Origin of the sequence: Halolamina sediminis (assembly GCF_001282785.1) — an archaeon.
Classification (GTDB): Archaea; Halobacteriota; Halobacteria; order Halobacteriales; family Haloferacaceae; genus Halolamina; species Halolamina sediminis.
This window is the reverse complement of sequence record NZ_CVUA01000001.1, coordinates 1,409,669-1,426,750: the sequence shown is the minus strand read 5'-3', so window position 1 is coordinate 1,426,750 and position 17,082 is coordinate 1,409,669. Positions and strand designations below refer to the sequence as shown.

The 17,082-nt window shown below is 69.5% G+C and carries 19 protein-coding genes; 11 read left to right on the top strand and 8 right to left on the bottom strand.

Annotated elements, in window-relative coordinates; translation table 11 throughout:
- Positions 1 to 21 precede the first annotated feature (21 nt).
- Positions 22 to 564 (bottom strand): ribbon-helix-helix protein, CopG family, encoded by a 543-nt coding sequence (locus BN1959_RS07215; protein WP_053948012.1) that lies wholly within the window; start codon positions 562 to 564, stop codon positions 22 to 24.
- Positions 565 to 764: 200 nt separating this feature from the next.
- Here BN1959_RS07215 and BN1959_RS07210 point away from each other — a divergent pair, with 200 nt between their 5' ends.
- Together BN1959_RS07210 and BN1959_RS07205 are read left to right on the top strand one after the other, a co-directional pair.
- Positions 765 to 1,331 carry a plastocyanin/azurin family copper-binding protein gene (locus tag BN1959_RS07210; protein ID WP_053948011.1) on the top strand — a complete coding sequence of 189 codons (567 nt, stop codon included), beginning with the start codon at positions 765 to 767 and terminating at the stop codon, positions 1,329 to 1,331.
- 118 nt (positions 1,332 to 1,449) lie between these two features.
- Positions 1,450 to 1,803 carry a winged helix-turn-helix domain-containing protein gene (locus BN1959_RS07205; protein ID WP_053948010.1) on the top strand — a complete coding sequence of 118 codons (354 nt, stop codon included), beginning with the start codon at positions 1,450 to 1,452 and terminating at the stop codon, positions 1,801 to 1,803.
- A 91-nt stretch (positions 1,804 to 1,894) separates the two neighbouring features.
- On the opposite strand, the gene BN1959_RS07200 is transcribed toward BN1959_RS07205, so the two are convergent.
- Both BN1959_RS07200 and BN1959_RS07195 read right to left on the bottom strand, forming a co-directional pair.
- A complete protein-coding gene (locus BN1959_RS07200; RefSeq protein WP_053948009.1) occupies positions 1,895 to 2,314 on the bottom strand; it encodes a desampylase in 420 nt (139 codons plus the stop codon).
- 112 nt (positions 2,315 to 2,426) lie between these two features.
- Positions 2,427 to 3,446, bottom strand: coding sequence for a PLP-dependent cysteine synthase family protein (locus BN1959_RS07195; protein ID WP_053948008.1), 1,020 nt, complete (start codon positions 3,444 to 3,446; stop codon positions 2,427 to 2,429).
- 181 nt (positions 3,447 to 3,627) lie between these two features.
- Here BN1959_RS07195 and BN1959_RS07190 point away from each other — a divergent pair, with 181 nt between their 5' ends.
- From BN1959_RS07190 to BN1959_RS07170, 5 genes are all read left to right on the top strand, one after another.
- Complete coding sequence (locus tag BN1959_RS07190; protein WP_079978631.1) at positions 3,628 to 3,816, top strand: hypothetical protein; 189 nt, start codon at positions 3,628 to 3,630, stop codon at positions 3,814 to 3,816.
- The gene (locus BN1959_RS07185; RefSeq protein WP_053948007.1) at positions 3,816 to 4,139 is read left to right on the top strand and encodes a rhodanese-like domain-containing protein; all 324 of its coding nucleotides are present in this window, start codon (positions 3,816 to 3,818) and stop codon (positions 4,137 to 4,139) included. Before BN1959_RS07190 ends, BN1959_RS07185 begins: the two co-directional genes overlap by 1 nt.
- 402 nt (positions 4,140 to 4,541) lie before the next feature.
- Positions 4,542 to 5,822: an MFS transporter gene (locus tag BN1959_RS07180; RefSeq protein ID WP_202594656.1), complete on the top strand. Its 1,281-nt coding sequence runs from the start codon at positions 4,542 to 4,544 to the stop codon at positions 5,820 to 5,822.
- Between the two features lie 53 nt (positions 5,823 to 5,875).
- Positions 5,876 to 6,508 carry a hypothetical protein gene (locus tag BN1959_RS07175; protein ID WP_053948006.1) on the top strand — a complete coding sequence of 211 codons (633 nt, stop codon included), beginning with the start codon at positions 5,876 to 5,878 and terminating at the stop codon, positions 6,506 to 6,508.
- Entirely contained in the window at positions 6,505 to 7,788 is a 1,284-nt protein-coding gene (locus BN1959_RS07170) for a hypothetical protein (protein WP_053948005.1), read from the top strand. The genes BN1959_RS07175 and BN1959_RS07170 overlap by 4 nt, the downstream gene beginning before the upstream one ends.
- A 19-nt stretch (positions 7,789 to 7,807) precedes the next feature.
- On the opposite strand, the gene BN1959_RS07165 is transcribed toward BN1959_RS07170, so the two are convergent.
- Positions 7,808 to 9,463 carry an acyl-CoA synthetase gene (locus BN1959_RS07165; RefSeq protein ID WP_053948004.1) on the bottom strand — a complete coding sequence of 552 codons (1,656 nt, stop codon included), beginning with the start codon at positions 9,461 to 9,463 and terminating at the stop codon, positions 7,808 to 7,810.
- A 108-nt stretch (positions 9,464 to 9,571) separates the two neighbouring features.
- Here BN1959_RS07165 and BN1959_RS15430 point away from each other — a divergent pair, with 108 nt between their 5' ends.
- The 4 genes from BN1959_RS15430 to BN1959_RS07145 all read left to right on the top strand — a co-directional run bounded on the left by BN1959_RS15430 (position 9,572) and on the right by BN1959_RS07145 (position 13,866).
- The gene (locus BN1959_RS15430) at positions 9,572 to 10,222 is read left to right on the top strand and encodes a PH domain-containing protein (RefSeq protein ID WP_079978630.1); all 651 of its coding nucleotides are present in this window, start codon (positions 9,572 to 9,574) and stop codon (positions 10,220 to 10,222) included.
- Entirely contained in the window at positions 10,219 to 11,796 is a 1,578-nt protein-coding gene (locus BN1959_RS07155; RefSeq protein WP_079978629.1) for a PH domain-containing protein, read from the top strand. Before BN1959_RS15430 ends, BN1959_RS07155 begins: the two co-directional genes overlap by 4 nt.
- 171 nt (positions 11,797 to 11,967) lie before the next feature.
- Complete coding sequence (locus BN1959_RS15235) at positions 11,968 to 12,306, top strand: aminotransferase class I/II-fold pyridoxal phosphate-dependent enzyme (protein WP_053948003.1); 339 nt, start codon at positions 11,968 to 11,970, stop codon at positions 12,304 to 12,306.
- Positions 12,307 to 12,468: 162 nt separating this feature from the next.
- The gene (locus BN1959_RS07145) at positions 12,469 to 13,866 is read left to right on the top strand and encodes a sodium-dependent transporter (protein ID WP_053948002.1); all 1,398 of its coding nucleotides are present in this window, start codon (positions 12,469 to 12,471) and stop codon (positions 13,864 to 13,866) included.
- A gap of 30 nt (positions 13,867 to 13,896) precedes the next feature.
- Here the strand turns inward: BN1959_RS07145 and BN1959_RS07140 are convergent, their stop codons facing one another.
- The 4 genes from BN1959_RS07140 to BN1959_RS07125 all read right to left on the bottom strand — a co-directional run bounded on the left by BN1959_RS07140 (position 13,897) and on the right by BN1959_RS07125 (position 17,016).
- Positions 13,897 to 14,343 (bottom strand): arsenate-mycothiol transferase ArsC, encoded by a 447-nt coding sequence (locus BN1959_RS07140; RefSeq protein WP_079978628.1) that lies wholly within the window; start codon positions 14,341 to 14,343, stop codon positions 13,897 to 13,899.
- A 2-nt stretch (positions 14,344 to 14,345) separates the two neighbouring features.
- Positions 14,346 to 15,398, bottom strand: a complete 1,053-nt coding sequence (arsB, locus tag BN1959_RS07135) for an ACR3 family arsenite efflux transporter (RefSeq protein ID WP_053948001.1) — start codon at positions 15,396 to 15,398, stop codon at positions 14,346 to 14,348.
- Positions 15,395 to 15,775 (bottom strand): ArsR/SmtB family transcription factor, encoded by a 381-nt coding sequence (locus BN1959_RS07130; RefSeq protein WP_053948000.1) that lies wholly within the window; start codon positions 15,773 to 15,775, stop codon positions 15,395 to 15,397. Before BN1959_RS07130 ends, arsB begins: the two co-directional genes overlap by 4 nt.
- 98 nt (positions 15,776 to 15,873) lie before the next feature.
- Positions 15,874 to 17,016 carry a type IV pilin N-terminal domain-containing protein gene (locus BN1959_RS07125; protein WP_154018240.1) on the bottom strand — a complete coding sequence of 381 codons (1,143 nt, stop codon included), beginning with the start codon at positions 17,014 to 17,016 and terminating at the stop codon, positions 15,874 to 15,876.
- Positions 17,017 to 17,082: the final 66 nt, after the last annotated feature.

The following is a 17,082-nucleotide window of genomic DNA, read 5'->3' as shown; positions in this document are numbered from 1 at the left end:
GGCGTATGCAGCCGTGTGAACTTACACCTCGGAGATAAGGACTTTTGAGACACCTTCGGACACTTCGACCTCGAAGTCGAGCTTCTCGGTGCTCCGCTGGATGAAGCGAGTCATGAACCACTTCACCTTCTCGGTCGGGAACACGACGTGGTAGGTGCCGTCGTCGGCCTTTCGAGCGGTGAGGAACCCACAGAACGAGAGCCAGTCGAGGATGTCCGCGAGGCTGTTGAAGCGAGTGTGGTACTCGTCGGCGTGGAACTCGGCGACCCGGTCGATCACCTCCTGGAACTCCGGGCTGGGCTCGCCGTTCTCCAGTTCGACGTTGTCGAGCAGGCCGTGCAGGAAGTCGATATCGAGGAGCACGTGTTCGCCGCCGGAGAGCATCCGGTGGTACTGTTCCAGATCGACATCGGTCTCGGAGTTCGCCACTTGGAAGTTCGCCGCGTAGAAGATGATCGCGCGCCGGACCGTCTCGCTCTGACCCTCCCCGGTCAGTTCGACGAGTTCGTCGAGGGCCTCCCGCGACTGCTCGTCGAGGGAGACGGTGAGTCTATCTCCAGCCATACGACACCGTAACGCGCCCCACGGGAAATACGCGCTGGTGGGTCGCCCACGGGGGGAACGCCGCGCCGAGGGGCCCCGAGCCACGGCCGTCGGTCGAACTACCCCGGTAGCTACGACCGCGACGGGGGTCAATCGACCGCGGTTTCCCACTGTTCGGGATTCCGCCGAAGTGGTCTTTGGGTCCGGCACCAACCGTGGGTATGGAACGCCGAAAGGTGCTGAAGGCTGCTGGGTTCGCCGCGACCGCAGGACTGACCGGACTCGCCGGCTGTAGCGCGCCGTCGGACGAGACGGACACGCCCGCGAGCGACGGGACGGAGACGTCCACTGAGGGCGGCTCCGGCGGCGGGACCACGACAGTGGAGATGATCACCAGCGACGACGGGAGCTACTACTTCGACCCGATCGGGCTGTTCGTCGAGGCCGGCACGACTGTCACGTTCGAGAACGCCAGCGGGAGCCACTCCGCGACGGCGTACGACGAGTCGATCGACTCGGCGTCGACGACACGCATTCCGGAGGGTGCCTCCGCGTTCAACAGCGAGATCCTCGGCGAAGAGGGGGCGACGTTCGAACACACCTTCGAGACGACCGGCACGTACGACTACTTCTGTATCCCGCACAAGAGCCTCGGCATGGTCGCCCGCATCGTCGTCGGCGAAGCAGGCGGCCCCGCCGAAGGGAGCATGCCGCCGGACGGCGACGTCCCCGAGAGCGGGACGATCGTCGATCAGGGATCGGTCAGCTACGACGAGTTCTCCGGCTGAGGCCGCGCTTTCCTCCCGATTTTTCGCCGTTCGTGTGTCGGAACCGATCCGCCCGGAGAGCCGACCGTGTCGTGCCGAGAACGCGCAGTATTTCCGTCGCCGCCCCCCAGTTCTGACGATGGATCTCGCCGCTCCCGAGGAGGTGCCGTCGCTGAACACGGTCCTCAACGCGCTGGACGACGTGGACTGTCGGACGATCCTCCGTGAGACCGCCGATCCCACGCCGGCAGCCGATCTCGCCGACGCCTGTGGGATCCCCAGATCGACGCTGTACCGCAAGCTGGAACTGCTTACCGAGGCCTCGCTCGTCCGGGAGTGCGAGACGATCAACCCCGGCGGGGGCCGGACCACGAAGTACGAGCGCGACATGGAGGGTGTCACGGTCGCTCTCGACGCCGACGACGAGTTCTCCGTCACTGTCGAACGTCCGAACCGGGACGCCGACGATCGGATCGTCGACGCCATGTGGTAGGCACTGTCGACGGCCATCGCCCGGCAGAATGGGTTTCCTCCTGGGATCGGACGGTGAGAGCTGGCTCTCCCGGCCGACCCCTCGACGCCGTTCAGCGGTCGACCACGCGGACGACTTCCTGCTCGAACCCGGCTTCCTCGCCCTGCCACCGCCACGATCCCAAGTACGGGTAGCCGGCGAACGCACAGATGGCGTAGGAGTAGCCCGGCCACGCCGCCCGGTCGGCGTCGGTCTCGCTGGGCTGGGTCGGGCCGGCTGGGTGGGTGTGGTAGAATCCGACGACCTCCAGCCCGGCGTCCTCGATCTCCTCGATGACCGCCAGTTGCTCCTCGGGGTCGATGTAGTACCGGATCTCGGGCGTGTCGGCGACGTTCTCCGTCGGGTACGCGTCGACGACGGTGCTCTCCTCCTCGCCGTACTCGCCGGCGAGGACGCCACAGACCTCCTCGGGGGCGCCGTCGTAGCCGGCGTACACCACGTCGTCGTACGCCTCGCGGGCGAACTCGATCACACACCGGGTTCCACGGGCGGGAAGAAAACCCCAGCGCCACCGGCGACGTTCGGCCGGCCGGCGCCCGACGACACGCGCCCGCGGCGGCCGGTAGAACGGACCCGTTCTTGCGTCAGCTATCGCCGTCCAGGTACGACTCCCAGAGCGGGGTGTCGGCGTACTTGTCGCCGCGATCGCAAAGCGGGATCACCACCACGTCGTCGGCGTCGAGCCCCTCCGCTTCGTGGAGTCGGTGAACCGCCTCCACCCCGGCACCGCTGGAGACGCCGACGACGAACTGCCCGTCGACGCGCAGGTGCTCGCGGACCGTTTCCTCGTCGTGCTGTCCCGTGTCCCGGATCGCGATCTCGCGCTCCTGAAACCGGTCCCGGAGCTCGCGGGCGCGCTCGTAGGCGGCCTCGGTGTCGACGTACAGCTTGTCGTCGAGCACCGACTCGTCGTACGTCTCGGGGTGGTAGTGGTCGCCCGACCGGAGGTACTTCAGCCCGGCAATCGCGTGCAGCGGGTCCGCCGGCTCGAAGCCGACCACCGTCACGTCGCCGCGTTCGTGGAGCCCGCGGCCGGTGCCGGTGACGGTGCCGCCGGTGCCGGCGCCGGCGACGAAGTGGGTCACTTCGCCGTCGGTCGCGTCGTCGATCTCGGGGGCGGTCGTCCGCTCGTGGGCGCCGGGATTGTCGGAGTTCTCGTACTGGTTCGGCCGGTAGTAGCGCTCGGGTCGCTCGGCGATCAGCGCCTCGCAGCGCTCGAGCACCGCGTCGTAGCCCCGGTCGGCGTCGACGAAGTGGATCTCCGCCCCGGCGTCCCGGATCGCGCCGACCTTCTCGCCGCTTGCGTTGTCGGGGACGACGATCTCCACGTCGTACCCCCGCGCGGTCGCGACGCGGGCGAGCTCGCTGCCGGTGTTACCGCTGGAGGGCTCGATGATCGTCCGGTCACCGTCGAGTTCACCGCGGGCCTCGGCGCCGTCGAGCATCTCCCGGGCGATGCGGGACTTCACCGACCCCCCGCCGTAATCGGCGGCGTAGAGGTTGAACCACTCGACCTTCCCGTAGACGGTCGCCGGCACGTCGACAGCGAGCTCCACCAGCGGGGTGCCGCCGATCGTGGACTCGTCGACGGTACGCTCGGACATAGGCGGGGTAGACGCCGTCGTCGTGAAGGCTCTGACGCAAGCAGTAGCGAGACCGGCCGATCGCGGCGAGCGATCTCGTGTCGCAGTCGCGGAGTCCGTGCCGTGATCGTGGCCGCCCGAGACAGGGGAGAACACTGCGGGCGGCGAAACCCGTATATCCCACCCTGTCGTGGCTTCGACCATGAGCCACGCAGACTGGGAGGACGTCGTCGGCTCCCCCGAGGAGATCGACGGGGGTGACATCCTCGTTCAGGAGACCAACCACGTCCCGAGCACCGAGAACGTGCCCAAGTTCGTCGGGGACGGGACCGAGGCACAGGTCTGGCGCAGCGGCGACGGGCCCTACTGCATCTTCCTCCGGACAGCGTAATGGTCGACGAGATCACCCCCGAGGCGGTCGAGGAGAAGCTCGGCGAAGACGGCGTGCAGGTGATCGACATCCGCTCGCCCGCCCAGTTCGAGCAGGGGCACATCCCGGGCGCGATCAACATCCCGATGTCCGAGCTCCCCGCCCGCGTCGACGACGTGGAGTGGGGCGACGACGTGGTCGTCGCTTGCCCGATCGGGCAGTCGTCGGTTCAGGCCGCCCGGCTGATCGACTCCTTCGAGGGCGTGGAGGCCGACGACGAGGTCCGGAGCATGGCCGGCGGCTACCGGGACTGGGAGTACGAGCTCGAAACCGGCGAGAACTGACGGGAGCACGCGCCGCCAGCAGCCACCGTCTCTGCCGTCCGGACTGACCCTCCGAGAACGATCGCGAACCGCTACCTCTTTTAGCGACGTCGGCGACGGGGCGATCGAGGCGTCGATGTACCGCCGGCTCTCGGTTCGTCCGGTGTTCGATCCGACCGCGCCGCCGGCCGCGCGGCGGGCCCGATAGCTGCAGCACTCGGGTTCGCTCCGCTACCGGCGACGGTAGCCGCACTCCTTCGATCGAACACGCCAGATGCCGAACGCCACCGAGCCCGCGGCACACCGCCCGGGCTCACACGACGCCGAATCGCTCGCCGACCGGCAGTGGTATCGCTCGCGTCCGCCGGGACGTGAATCGAATCCTCCACGCAGTCTTCGCGGTCCCTACAGGGGTGATCGCCGGTGATCCTGCCCAACATCGGGCGGGACCACCCGCTGCGTGCCAACCGGGACTTCCGGCGGTTCGTCGCCGGGCAGTTCGTCACGAACGCCGGGGACAGCCTCTACACCGTCGCGGTGCTGTGGCTCGTCTTCGAGCTCAGCGGTTCGACGACGCTGGTCGGCGTCGCGAACGCCGTCCTCCTGCTCCCGTGGCTCCTCCAGGCGGTTGCGGGCCCGATCGTCGACCGCTTCCCGGTGAAACCGCTGCTGGTCGGCTCCCAGATCGTACAGGGGGTCGTCGTCCTCGTCTTCCCGCTGGCGGCGGCCGCGGGCCGGCTCGGGGTCGACCTGATGCTCGGGGTCGTGCCGATCCTGATGCTCGCGACGCTGGTGATGGGGCCGATCGAGGCGACGTTAGTCCCGCGGATCGTCGCGGACGACCGGCTGCCACAGGCCAACGCCGCGCTCACGACGGTGACGCTCGGGCTGGACATGGTGTTCGACGCTGTCGGCGGCGGGCTGATCGCCCTGTTCGGCCCGACCGCGCTGTTCCTCGCCGACGCGGTCACGTTCGCGCTCGCGGCGCTTTTGTTCGCCCGGATCGGGATCCCGCGCATCTCGCCCGACGACGCCGACGGCTCGGTCGCCGCGGCGGTCCGATCCTACGTCGACGACCTGCGCGAGGGCGTCGAGGTCCTCCGCGGGACGGCGTTCGTCGAGCTCGTGCTCACGACCGCGGTCGCGAACTTCGCGACGGGGGTCACCCTCGCGGTGCTGCCGGCGTTCGGCGACGCCGTCGGCGGCCCCGCCGTCTACGGCCTCCTGCTCGGCGCGCTCGGAACGGGCCGGCTGCTCGGCTCGGTCGTCGGCCCGCGGTTCGAGCGTGTCCGCTACGGCCGGTTCCTGATCGTCGGCAACGGGCTGGCCGCCTGTGCGTGGCTCGCGTCGGTGCTCGTCCCGTCGACCGCGCTCACGATCGGCCTGTTCGCCCTCGCGTGGATCCCGGCCGGGGCCAGCGGCGTGCTCACGTCGACGCTGAACCAACGGCTGTTCGCGGCCGACCGGCTGGGCCGGGTGTCCGCAATCAAGGGGACCGCCTCCGGCGCGACGCTGCCGCTGGGCTCGCTGCTCGGGGGCGCGCTCGGCGACGCGATCGGTCACGGGACGGCGATGGCGCTGGCCGCCGCCGGGTTCGGGTTCACCGCCGCGTACGTGCTCGTCCGCCCGCGGCTGCGGGGGCTCCCGACCGTCGCGAGCGCGGAGCCAGTGGACTTCGACGTGAGGGTGGCCGACGAATCGTAGGGGCCATGCCGACCACCGCCTTCTTGGCGGTCTGCCCACATCGTCGACCCGGGATGGTCCCCAGCGACACGATAGCCTCCGAAACCGCGAGACGTGGCTTCCTCACAGGCGTGGTCGGTATCGCGACGGCGCTGGCCGGCTGTAGCGGCTCCGAGAGCCACAGCTCCCCGCCCGAGAGCGGCACGATCGTCACCGATCACGTCGCGACGACGACGCGGTCGACGGGCGATCGCCCGCCGATCGTCGCCCCCCGGGAGGACACCGGGGGCGGGAACACCGACGACGGATCGACGGCTGAACCCCTCACTCTCCAGACCGTCGAGAGCGAGGACGCCGCCGAGGCGTTCGAGTTCGCCGAGGGCGCGACGAACGTCGGCGCCGCCCGGCGACTCCTCGCGGAGACAGAGTACGACAGCGAGTCGGTGTTCGTTTTCCAGACCCGCATCGGCGAGTGCTACCGGCTGAAGCTCAACTACGTCACGAGGGGCGACGACGGCGACCCGAACCTCCAGTTCTGTCGGGTGATCCGGGACGCCCACACCGCCTGCGACCGCGAAGCGTTCGACCACGCCGCCGCGTTCGTCCGGCTGCCGTTCCGCGGCGACGAGTACGGCGGCCTCTCCGCGGGCAGCGGCGGGAGCTGTGACCCGATCCCCGACCGCTACAACGGGAGTGATTCGGCGTGAGCCGGCTCACTCGCCGCTCGGCGATCGCGGCCGTCGGGACCGCGCTCGCTGGCGGGCTCGCAGGCTGTAGCGGCCTGCAGTCGTCGGAGACGACCGTCGAGTACGACGAGTCCGCGATCCGGGCGCTGCCGGAAGACCTCCCGCGGGTCCCCGCGACGATCCCCGTCCAGCCGACCGAAGCACACCTCGCGGCCGCTCGCGAGCGCGTCCGGTCGCTACTCGACGGCGCGGACGTCTCTGCGGTCCCCAACGGCGCCGTCCGGCACGAACTCGCCGCGGAACGCGACGCTGCGCGGGACGCGCTCTCGGATGATCACGACGGGGAGAGCCGCGCCGACGCGCTCGCCGGGCTCACGCACCCGCGCTCGGAGGCGATGTTCGTCCACGCCGGCCTCGCCGCGTTCGACGACGAACTCACCGCGGCGGACGTGCGCGCCCGCCGCGAACGCCACCACCGGGACGCCACGTCGTTCCTCGCCGACTACCGCTACGCGGGCCCGCCGGACGATCCAGTTGCCGCACTCGCCCAACACGCCGGGATCACCGACTGGGCACAGACGGGCGTCCGCCTCACCCAAGCGAAGGAGCGCTACGAGTACGAGAACACCGTCCTCCACGTCGCCGAACTCGCACAGGGCGTCGAGTGGGGGCGGGCCTACGCCGCGGACGCGCGCCGTCTCCACGAGCGGTACGTGTCGACGCTCGACGACCCCCGCGATCACGGTGCGCGCTTCGCGAGCGTGGCCGACACGCTGGTCGGCGACGTGGAACCGAACGCGACGCCGCCCGAGTTGGACGCGGTCGGGAGCGAGATCGACCGCGATATCGCGGACACGCCGGCCGAGACGCTCCTCGAAGCGCTCACGCGGAGTCGATGGGTCGGGACAGAGAACGCCGTCGAACAGCACGACGACGGGCGCTCCGCCGGCGCGATCGTCGCCGCGATGGGCGGGCTCGCGGCCGACCGTGCGCTCGCGGCGGCGGAGACGGCGGTCGCCGACGGCGAGTACGGCGTTCCCGAGTCGGTCGATCCGATCGCTGCCGAACGGACCGCCGCAGTCGACGGGCTCCGGGCGCTCCTCGACAGTTCCCCCGTGCTGCTCGCGCGACGGCTCGGACAGACCATCCACGGCCGGATACGGAACGCCGACGAACTCGTTCGGTCGGGCGTCGTCTCCGAACCGGGACGCTCTCTGTACGCGGAGTACGCGGCCGCGAACCGCCTCGCCGCCGCTGCGCCGGCCGTTGTCGAACGCGTCGGCGACGCAGTCGACGCCTGAGTCGGGGGAGCGTCGCCGACTACCGGCCGAACCGCTGCTGTTCGCGCTCGCGGAGTTCGATGCGGCGGGTCTTCCCGGAGGCGGTCTTCGGAAGCTCCTCGACGTACTCGATCCGGCGGGGGTACTTGTACGGCGCCGTCTCCTCCTTCATGTACGCCTGGAGTGTCTCGGTGAGCTCGTCGTCGCCGTCGTACCCATCCGCGAGCACGACGTACGCCTTCACCACGTTCCCGCGCTCCTCGTGGGGCGAGGCGACCGCAGCGGCCTCGGCGACAGCCTCGTGGGAGACCAGCGCGTCTTCGACCTCGAACGGGCCGATGCGGTAGCCCGCGGAGAGGATGATGTCGTCGGCGCGGCCCTCGAAGAAGAAGTAGCCGTCTTCGTCCTCGCGGGCGAGGTCGCCGGTGCGGTAGTACTCGCCGTCGAACGTCTCCGCGTCGAGGTCGGGCTTCTCGTAGTAGCTGTCGAAGATGCCCGGGCAGTCGACCGGCACCGCGATCTCGCCGGTCTCGCCCTGCTCGACCTCTTCTTCGTCCTGCGTGTCGATGATCGTCGTCCCGAGGCCCGGTGTGGGTTTGCCCATCGAGCCCTCCTTCACGTCGATTCCCGGGTAGTTCGAGACGAGCGCGACGGTCTCGGTCTGGCCGTAGCCGTCCCGCGGCGTGATACCGTAGGCGTCCTGTATCGCCTCGATCGGCTCGCGGTTCAGCGGCTCGCCCGCCGACAGCGCCTCGACGAGGTCCAGATCGTACTGGTCGAGGTCGGTCTGGGTGAACATCCGGTACTGGGTCGGCACCGCACAGAGCCGCGTCACTCCCTCCTCGGCCATCACGGAGAGGAACTCGTCAGCGTCGAACTCCCCCTGGTAGAGGAGCTGTCGGGCGCCGGTCGTGAGCCCGACGCCGACCGGCGACCAGAACCACTTCGCCCAGCCGGTGCCCGTCGTCGCCCACAGCAGCTCGTCGTCGAGATCGACGTCGTCGCTCTCGACACCCGGCGGCTGCTCCCCGTCGGCTGAGACCCCCCACCAGTAGGGCGCGTTGACCAACTCGAACGCCCGAAGCCAGCGGTGGCGGTGGAGCACGGGCTTGGGCTGGCCGGTCGTCCCCGAGGTGTAGTTGATGCTCATCGGGTCCTCGGCGCCGATCTCGGGGCCGTCGTGCTCGGTCGACGCGCCGTCGATCAGGTCGGCGAACGACGCCCAGCCCTCGGGAGCGCCGTCGAGCGCGATCGTCGTCTCCAGCGGCGTCTCGTTGAGCACCGGCTCGACCATGTCGACGAGGGATTCGTGGGCGACGATCGTCGTCGCCTCGCAGTCGTTCGCGCGGAAGGCGATGTCCTTTGGCTTCAGCATCGCCGAACAGGGAACGAGCAGCGCACCACGTTTCAGCGCGCCGAGCTGGATCGCGAAGGCGTCGGGGTGACGGGGGAACAGATGCATCACGCGGTCACCCTCGCCGACGCCCAGCTCCGCGAGCGCGTTGGCGAAGCGATTCGTGTCGTCCCGGATATCCGCGTAAGTTCGCTCCTCGCGTGCGCCCTCGTCGTCGAGGAACGTCACGGCGACGCGATCGCCGAAGGAGTCAGCGTGATCCTCGATAGTTGAAGTGATCGCGTAGTCGTCCGAGATTCCCCACTCGAACCCCTCGACGGCGGTCTCGTAGTCGACAGACATACCTGTCGAGTGATGCGATCCTGCAGAGATAATCGTTTGGGTTACGACAACACGAAGTGCTCACGCGACGGCGATACGGTTAAGCCGCCGTTGTGTGACTTTCCCTGCATGAGTGATCCTCCCGGTGACGGTACCGATGAGGTCTCCCCGTCGGCGAGCACGACGGAACCGTCGTCGTCCTCCGGTGACTCCGGTCCCGACCCGGATACGGACGACCAACCCTCCGTCGCGGCCGAGGCGGGACTCGACGACTCGATCGTCGGCGTTCCCCGCGAACTGGCGTCGACGGTCCGCCTGCAGTGGATCGTGGGGTCGACGATCGGTGCGCTCGTGGCCGGCGTCGTCCTCGGGGTGATCGGCTACGTCGTCGGCACCCGGACCGAACTGCTCGCGCCGGGCATCGAGCCCGCTGCCCGGATCGGCGTCGCCGTGTTCACGCTGTTCGTACTGTTCGGCGTCATCCGAGCGGTCCTGCTCTACCGCTCGTGGGAGTACGTCGTCCGCGCGGACTCGCTGTTCCTGAGCCGCGGCGTACTCACCCGCGTTCGAACCGTCGTCCCCTACGTCCGCGTCCAGCACATCGACACGACGCGGAGCCCGCTCGAACGCGTGCTCGGGCTGTCGACGCTGGTGGTGTACACCGCGGGCTCCCGCGGCGCGGACGTGACGATTCCCGGGCTCACGCCGGACCGCGCGTCGACGCTGCAGGAGCGTCTCGAACGGCTCACCACCGAGTCTGAGGAGGAAGACGCCGTATGACCGACGGGGAGACGACGGGCGAGGAGCCGCTCACGGGACGTGTGTTCCGCCTCCACCCGCTGTCGGTCCCCTACCGGATCGCCGAGAACGGGCTCGGACTCGCGATCGCCGTGCTGTTCATCGGCCCGCCGGCGTTCGGCGCGGTCGCTGGCACCGTCGGCGTCACCGTCGCGCTCGCGCTCGCCGGGGGGATCGCGGTCACGGTCGTCGTCTACGGGATCGCCTACTACCGCCGCTTCGAGTACGAGCTCACCGCCGATACGTTCGACATCCGCTCGGGCGTGTTCGCGAGACGCGAGCGGGAGATCCCGCTGGGGCGGATCCAGAACGTCGACATCAGTCAGAACGTGGTCCAACGTGTGCTGGGGATCGCCGAACTCCGCCTCGAAACCGCTGGCGCGAGCGGGAGCGAGGCCCACCTCCAGTTCGTCGGCGAGGACCGGGCGGGGCAACTGCAGGGGGAGATCAGCCGGCTGAGCCGCGACGGCGACGCGGCGGCCGAGGAGACCGAACGGTTCGAGACGGTGTTCGAGATCGCCGACCGCGAACTGGGCGTGCTCGCGCTGGTATCGGCCGACGCCCAACTGCTCTCGATCCTGTTCGTCGTCGGCTCCGTGTTCATGCCCGCGATCGGTTCGATCGTCGGTGCGGAGTGGTTCTTCGGCGTCGAGTCCGGGCTGAGCAGGCTGCTCGGACCGCTGGCCACGCTCGCGGGGATCCTCGCGCTGGGGCTGGTGTACGGCGCCATCAACGCGACGCTGTACTACGGGTTCACGCTCCGCCGGGGCGACGAAGAGCTCCGCTACGAGCGGGGCCTGCTCCAGCGCTACAGCGGGACGATCCCGCTCGGGAAGGTCCAGTCGCTTACGATCGAGGAGAACGTGCTCGCGCGGGCGCTGGGCTACGCCTCGCTGGAGATCGAGACCGCCGGCGGGAGCGGCGGCGAAGGCGGGCAGGACACCTCCCAGTCTGCGGTGCCCATCGCCCGGCGTTCGCGGGTGTTCGAGCTCGCGAACTCGATCGAGCCGGCCGGCGAGATGGCGTTCGAGCGCCCGCCCAAGCGGGCTCGCGAGCGCTACGCGGCGCGCTACGCGGGCGTCGTCCTACTCCTGACCGGCCTGCTCTACCTGATCCAGAGTGTCCTCTCGGCGTCGTTCTACTGGTGGGCCCCGCTCGGCCTGCTGCTGCTCGTCCCGGTCGCCGCCCACCTGAAGTGGCGGTCCCGCGGCTACTACGTCGGCGAGAACCACGTCGTCACCCGGAACGGGTTCTGGGTCCGCCAGCTGAAAGTCGTCCCGTACTATCGGGTACAGACGGTGCTGAGCTCGGAAACGGTGTTCCAGCGGCGCCGCCATCTCGGGACGGTGACGATCGACACCGCGGGCACTCGGAGCCTCGTCGGGAACGACGCCGCGGCCGTCGACGTGAGCAGCGAGACGACCGAGCGACTCCGCGAACACGTCGCGGGGGCGCTGTACGACTCGCTTCGTCGCCGCCGGCGACAGAAAGCGTCGAACCGGCCTGAGGGACCGACCGCAACTGAGTCGTCCGTCTCACCGGACGACTCCGGCTGATTCGGGGCCGCTGGGGTCGACCGAGACCGCGGCGATCGACGGCATCAGCGCGGCCGGCGAGAGCCCGGCGCCGTCGTTCGCGGAGTACGCCCGGGAGGTGACGCTGCAGGGCGGGAACGCGGATTACCTCTCGCCGCGGCGATCGTCAACGAGGACCCCTCACCGTACAAGATGGCTGTCGTCTGCCAGCCGAACAACCCCACCGGGGAAGCGGTCCCGCCGGCGCGGCTCCGGGCGTTCGCCGACCGCTGCCGCGAGGCCGTCACCGAACTGCTCGTCGACGAGGCGTTCGTCGCGACCACGCGCGAGCGCGTCGCCGACGAGCATGAGCGCCTGGGGGCGGCGATCGCCGGGCAGTTCGACGTTCGGCAGTTGGACGCGCCGTTTCTGCTGTTGGACACCGGCGGTGTGGACGTTGACGCGCTGCTCGCACAGGCTCGCGACCGTGGGTCGTACTTCGCGACGCCCGGAGCTTCCGCGGGCTGGACAGCCACGTCCGTGTCGCCGTGAAGGTCCGAACCGCGAACGACCGGCTGCTGTGGGCGCTCGGGCTGGCTCCGGTGCCGGAGTCGTAGCCGTCCGGGCGCTCGGGCGTCGTGTCGGCGCGCTAACCGCCGTTTCCCGCCGGAAACAACACCGCTTTCGGTGTCCGTTGTACATCTCCCCTCATCAATGGCCGATCGAGACACGTGGGTATCGAGCCTCGGGTTCGTCCTCGCGTCGGTGGGGAGCGCTGCGGGGCTGGGCAACGTCTGGCGGTTCCCGTGGCTGACCGCCGAAAACGGGGGGAGTGCCTTCCTCGTGGTGTATCTCCTCGTCGTCGTCGGCGTCGGGGTCCCGGGACTGCTGGCGGAGTTCGTCCTCGGTCGGCGGGGCCGGCAGACGCCGATCGGCGCGTTCCGCTCGCTGATCGACTCCAAGTGGGGGACCGCGCTGGGCGCGTTCAACGTCGTGACGACGCTGGTGATCCTCTCCTTCTACTCGGTGGTCGGCGGGTGGATCCTCCGGTACACGCTGGCGTCACCGACGGGAGCGTACTTCGCACAGCCACAGCAGTACTTCGGCGCCATGGGGTTCGGGCCGGCCGCGGTGGGGTTCCACCTCGCCTTCCTGGGGATCGTCGCCGGCATCGTCTTTTTCGGCGTGGGCGGCGGGATCGAGCGCGTCTCGAAGGTGATGCTGCCCGCGATCGCGGTGCTGCTGGTCGGGTTAGCGGCGTGGACGGCCACCCAGCCGGGCACCGCCGCCGGCTACGAGTACTACCTGCGCTTCGACGCCGGCTACCTCGTGGCGAACCTCCCGTCGGTGCTCGGCCCGGCGGCCGGGCAGGCGCTGTTCACGCTCTCGCTCGGTGCCGGGACGATGCTCACGTACGCCTCCTACATCGACGACGACACGTCGTTGCCGCGTGACACGCTCGTGATCGCGATATCGAACACGTTCGTCGGCGTGCTCGCGGGGCTGGTCGTGATCCCGCTTTTGTTCTCTCAGGGCGTCGACCCCGGCGGGGGCGGGCCGGGCGCGCTGTTCGTCGCGCTCGCCGGCGCGTTCGGGTCGCTCCCGGGCGGCCCGATCGTCGCAACGGCGTTCTTCGGGACGGTGCTGCTGGCGGCGGTGACCAGCGGGATCAGCCTGCTCGAGGTGCCGGTCGCGACGCTGGTCGACACGTTCGACGTACCGCGACGGCGGGCGACGCTGCTCGTCTCGCTCCTGCTTGCGGGGACGGGCGGCGGGCTGGCGCTGTCGAGCGGCGTGTTCCAGTTCGTCTCCGGCACCCTCGCGGACCTGCTGCTGTCGGTCGGACTGCTCGGCTTCCTCGCGGTCGCCGGCTGGCTGCTCCCGACCGACTCGGTGGCCGAGTTCCGGATCGGGGCCGGTCGCTTCGCGCCGCTGGCGGAGCCCTGGATCGTGACGGTCGGCTGGGTGCTGCCCACGGTCGTCCTCTTCTCACTGACGAGCAGCGTCGCGCCGCTGGTCGGCGTCACGCTCGGTCTCGGCGGCCGGGCGCTGGTCGCGATCGGCGTAACGGTCGCGTGTCGGCTGACCGTTTCAGCCGTTTCCTCCCGCTGAGGGGTCTGGACGTTTTCCGAGACGATTCGACTACTCGGCGAGTTCGTCGAACAGCGCGGCGACGCGGTGCTCGATCTCGTCACGGATCGCCGCCACCTCGGCCGGTGACTGCCCGTCCGGATCGTCGAGTCCCCAGTCACGGCTCTCGCCGCCCCAGCCGGCGGGGCAGACGTCCGCCGCCGAACAGCCCATCGTGATCACGTAGTCGCTCGCCCGGAGCTCGTCGACGGTGACCTCGCGGGGGGTCCGGTCCGAGAGATCGATCTCGACCGCGGCCATCGCGTCGACGACTTCGGGGTGGACGTGCTCGGCGGGTCGTGTCCCGCCGGTCAGCAGGTCGAGCCGGTCGTCGAGGCCGCGGCGCGCCAGTTCGCGCCGAGCGAACGCGTACGCCATCTGCGAGCGCCCGGCGTTCTGGACGCAGACGAACGCGACTGTCGTGGGGGCGTTGTCCTGCCCCTCGGTGGGTTCGGACACGGTCAGTCCCCAGTGATCGGGCTGCTCACACCGACGCTGTCGGGGAACAGCCGGTCTTTCGTCGCCAACGCCACCCGAACCAGCGCGAGCATCACCGGCACCTCGATCAGCGGCCCGACGACGGTCGCGAGCGCGACGTTGCTGCCGACGCCGAACACCGCGACGGCGACCGCGATCGCGAGCTCGAAGTTGTTCGAGGAGGCGGTGAACGCCACGCTGACGCTCTCCGTGTAGGAGAACCCCAGCACTGCGCTGGCGCCGTAGGCTAGCGCCCAGAGCCCGGTGAAGAAGACCAGCAGCGGGATCGCGATCAGGACGATCTCGCCGGGGTTGGCGACGATGTAGTCGCCCTTCAGCGCGAACATCACCACCACGGTAAAGAGCAGGCCGAGCAGGCCGAACGGGCTGATCCGCGGGATCAGCCGGTCGTAGTACGCTTCGCGGCCGATCGTGCGGAACGCCGCTTTCTGAGTCAGGTAGCCCAGTAGCAGCGGCAGGCCGAGGAACACGAACACCATCTGCGCGATCAGCGACATCGACACGTCGACCGCGGTGCCGCGCAGCAGCGTCAGGAACAGGAAGGCGTAGGGGACGAACAGCGCGATCTGGAGCAGGCTGTTGACGCCGACACAGACCGCACAGAGCTCCTGATTGCCCGCCGCGAGCTCGTTCCAGACGAGCACCATCGCGATACAGGGCGCGATCCCGACGAGGATCAGCCCCGTGACGAACTCGGGCCGGCCGCCGAGAAAGAAGGTCGCGAGCCCGTACATGACGAACGGCGCGATCAGCCAGTTGAACGCGAGCGTGAGCGCGATCTCCTTCCGGGCGGTCCGCGTCACCTTGGGCACGCGCCCGTAGTCGATCTCGGCCATGATCGGGAAGATCATCACGAACAGCCCGAGCGCGATGGGGAGGCTGGTACCGTGCCACGTCACCGCGTTCAGCGTCTCCACGACGCCCGGCGCGAACCGACCGACTGCGATGCCTAGCACCATCGCCAGCCCGATCCAGACCGTGAGATAACGGTCCAGAACGCTCAGCGAGTCACTCACGCCGACCCTCCGTCGGCGACTGCGAGCAGGTCCTCGGCGAGCGCGGTGCTGTCGTAGTAGCGCCAGTTCCCCTCCTTCCGCCGGGTCGCGAGCCCGGCGTCCACGAGGTCGGCGAGCGCGTGGCTCACCCCGCTCTCGCTCACGTCGACGACGGGCTCCAGCTCACAGACACAGAGCTCGCCGTCGGCCGCCGAGAGGATGCGGGTCAGCCGGTGGCGAGTCTCGTTCCCGAGCGCGGCGAAGGCGTCGCGAGCGCCGTCGTTCTCGGCCGTCGAGTCGGCCAGCTCGTCGAGTTCGGCGAGTCGCTGCCGTACGTCGGCGTCACAGCACTCGCCGACCTCGTCCTCGATTCGGCGGCGAAGACGCGATTGGCTCATCGGGCGCTGATTGAGGAGCAGTTCAGATAGCTGTTTCGGTCTGAACGACTGTTCAGATAGGTCGTCGCTAGCCGAACGTCTGTCGCTAATTGGGAGGATCAGTCGTTGCCGTTGCCGCCATTGCCCCCGTTCCCGTCATTACCGTCGTTGCCGTTCGGGCTCGCCGACTTCGTCTCGGGCGGGCAGATCACCACGTCCTCGCCGCGGGACTCGTAGATCCCGCTGCGCTCCGCCTGTGTGAAGAAGGAGACCAGCACGACCGCGTCCTGGTAGTCGTGGGAGTCCTCGTTGAAGTCGAACAGGTAGATCGCCTGATTGTCGTCGAGGCTGATCTCGCCGTCCTCGAGGTAGGGCTCGACGTACGCCGCGGCAGACTGCTGGCCGTCGGCACCGCCGAACTCGGGGGCGTCGTCGCCGTCGCGGTAGACGCGGACGTTCTCGGTGTTGTCCGTGCTGCTGACGCGGGTCCACTGCCAGCCCACCTGCGTACAGCCGAAGTTCCCCCAGACGCAGTCGTACTCCGGCTTCCGCCCCGCCGCGGTCACTTCGAGGTCCGTACCGGGCTCCTGCCGGGAGACGCCGGTCGCGCCGACGACCGAGTCGCTGTCCTCCACCATCCGCCACGCGTTCTCGACGGTGCCGCCGACGCTCACGGTGACGTTGACCGGCGCGTCGGCGGTCTCCGAGGACCACCCCGTGCCGACGAACTTCACGTTCGCCGTGTACGGCGCGGTGGCACGGACCTCCGCGCCGTCGATGACGAACTGGCCGCGCTCGATCGGCACCGTCTGTGAGGAGAGCTCGTAGCTGGCGCCGTCGTCGCGGTAGGAGAGCGCCACCGACGCCTCTTCGGCGTCGCCGGCACAGAGCAGCGACTCGTTCAGCCCGAGCGTGAGCCGCTCCCCGACGCTCCACTCGCCGTCGGCCAGTGCGCCGTCGTCGCTCTCGGTCGCTGGGAGGCTGATCGCCCGGTCGCCGACGGCGATCCGCGTCGTCAGCGCGGCCGCCTCGACCGGGTCGCCACCGCGGTGGACGACATCCAGCGTGTGCCGGGTCTCGTTCCCCTGGACCTCGACCTCGACCTCCTCGTCGGTCGCCGCGAACGGCGGCGGCGCCCGCAACGAGTCGCTGAACCCCAGCACCATCACGCCCGCGGTCGCCGTGAGCATGATCACCACCGCGAACAGCAGGACGGCGCCGATGACGGGCGATATCGCCCGTTCGTGGGGGTCTCGGGGCACGTCATGGGGCACGGAACCTGGATAAATAAACGCTCGTATCCGTGCAACCGCCCCTGTCCGGAGTCG

Excerpts from the sequence above, each read along its gene's own strand:
- BN1959_RS07215 (WP_053948012.1), bottom strand. The coding sequence starts at position 564 with ATGGCTGGAGATAGACTCACCGTCTCCCTCGACGAGCAGTCGCGGGAG.
- BN1959_RS07210 (WP_053948011.1), top strand. The coding sequence starts at position 765 with ATGGAACGCCGAAAGGTGCTGAAGGCTGCTGGGTTCGCCGCGACCGCA.
- BN1959_RS07205 (WP_053948010.1), top strand. The coding sequence starts at position 1,450 with ATGGATCTCGCCGCTCCCGAGGAGGTGCCGTCGCTGAACACGGTCCTC.
- BN1959_RS07195 (WP_053948008.1), bottom strand. The coding sequence starts at position 3,446 with ATGTCCGAGCGTACCGTCGACGAGTCCACGATCGGCGGCACCCCGCTG.
- BN1959_RS07190 (WP_079978631.1), top strand. The coding sequence starts at position 3,628 with ATGAGCCACGCAGACTGGGAGGACGTCGTCGGCTCCCCCGAGGAGATC.
- BN1959_RS07185 (WP_053948007.1), top strand. The coding sequence starts at position 3,816 with ATGGTCGACGAGATCACCCCCGAGGCGGTCGAGGAGAAGCTCGGCGAA.
- BN1959_RS07175 (WP_053948006.1), top strand. The coding sequence starts at position 5,876 with ATGGTCCCCAGCGACACGATAGCCTCCGAAACCGCGAGACGTGGCTTC.
- BN1959_RS07165 (WP_053948004.1), bottom strand. The coding sequence starts at position 9,463 with ATGTCTGTCGACTACGAGACCGCCGTCGAGGGGTTCGAGTGGGGAATC.
- BN1959_RS15430 (WP_079978630.1), top strand. The coding sequence starts at position 9,572 with ATGAGTGATCCTCCCGGTGACGGTACCGATGAGGTCTCCCCGTCGGCG.
- BN1959_RS07155 (WP_079978629.1), top strand. The coding sequence starts at position 10,219 with ATGACCGACGGGGAGACGACGGGCGAGGAGCCGCTCACGGGACGTGTG.
- BN1959_RS15235 (WP_053948003.1), top strand. The coding sequence starts at position 11,968 with ATGGCTGTCGTCTGCCAGCCGAACAACCCCACCGGGGAAGCGGTCCCG.
- BN1959_RS07145 (WP_053948002.1), top strand. The coding sequence starts at position 12,469 with ATGGCCGATCGAGACACGTGGGTATCGAGCCTCGGGTTCGTCCTCGCG.
- BN1959_RS07130 (WP_053948000.1), bottom strand. The coding sequence starts at position 15,775 with ATGAGCCAATCGCGTCTTCGCCGCCGAATCGAGGACGAGGTCGGCGAG.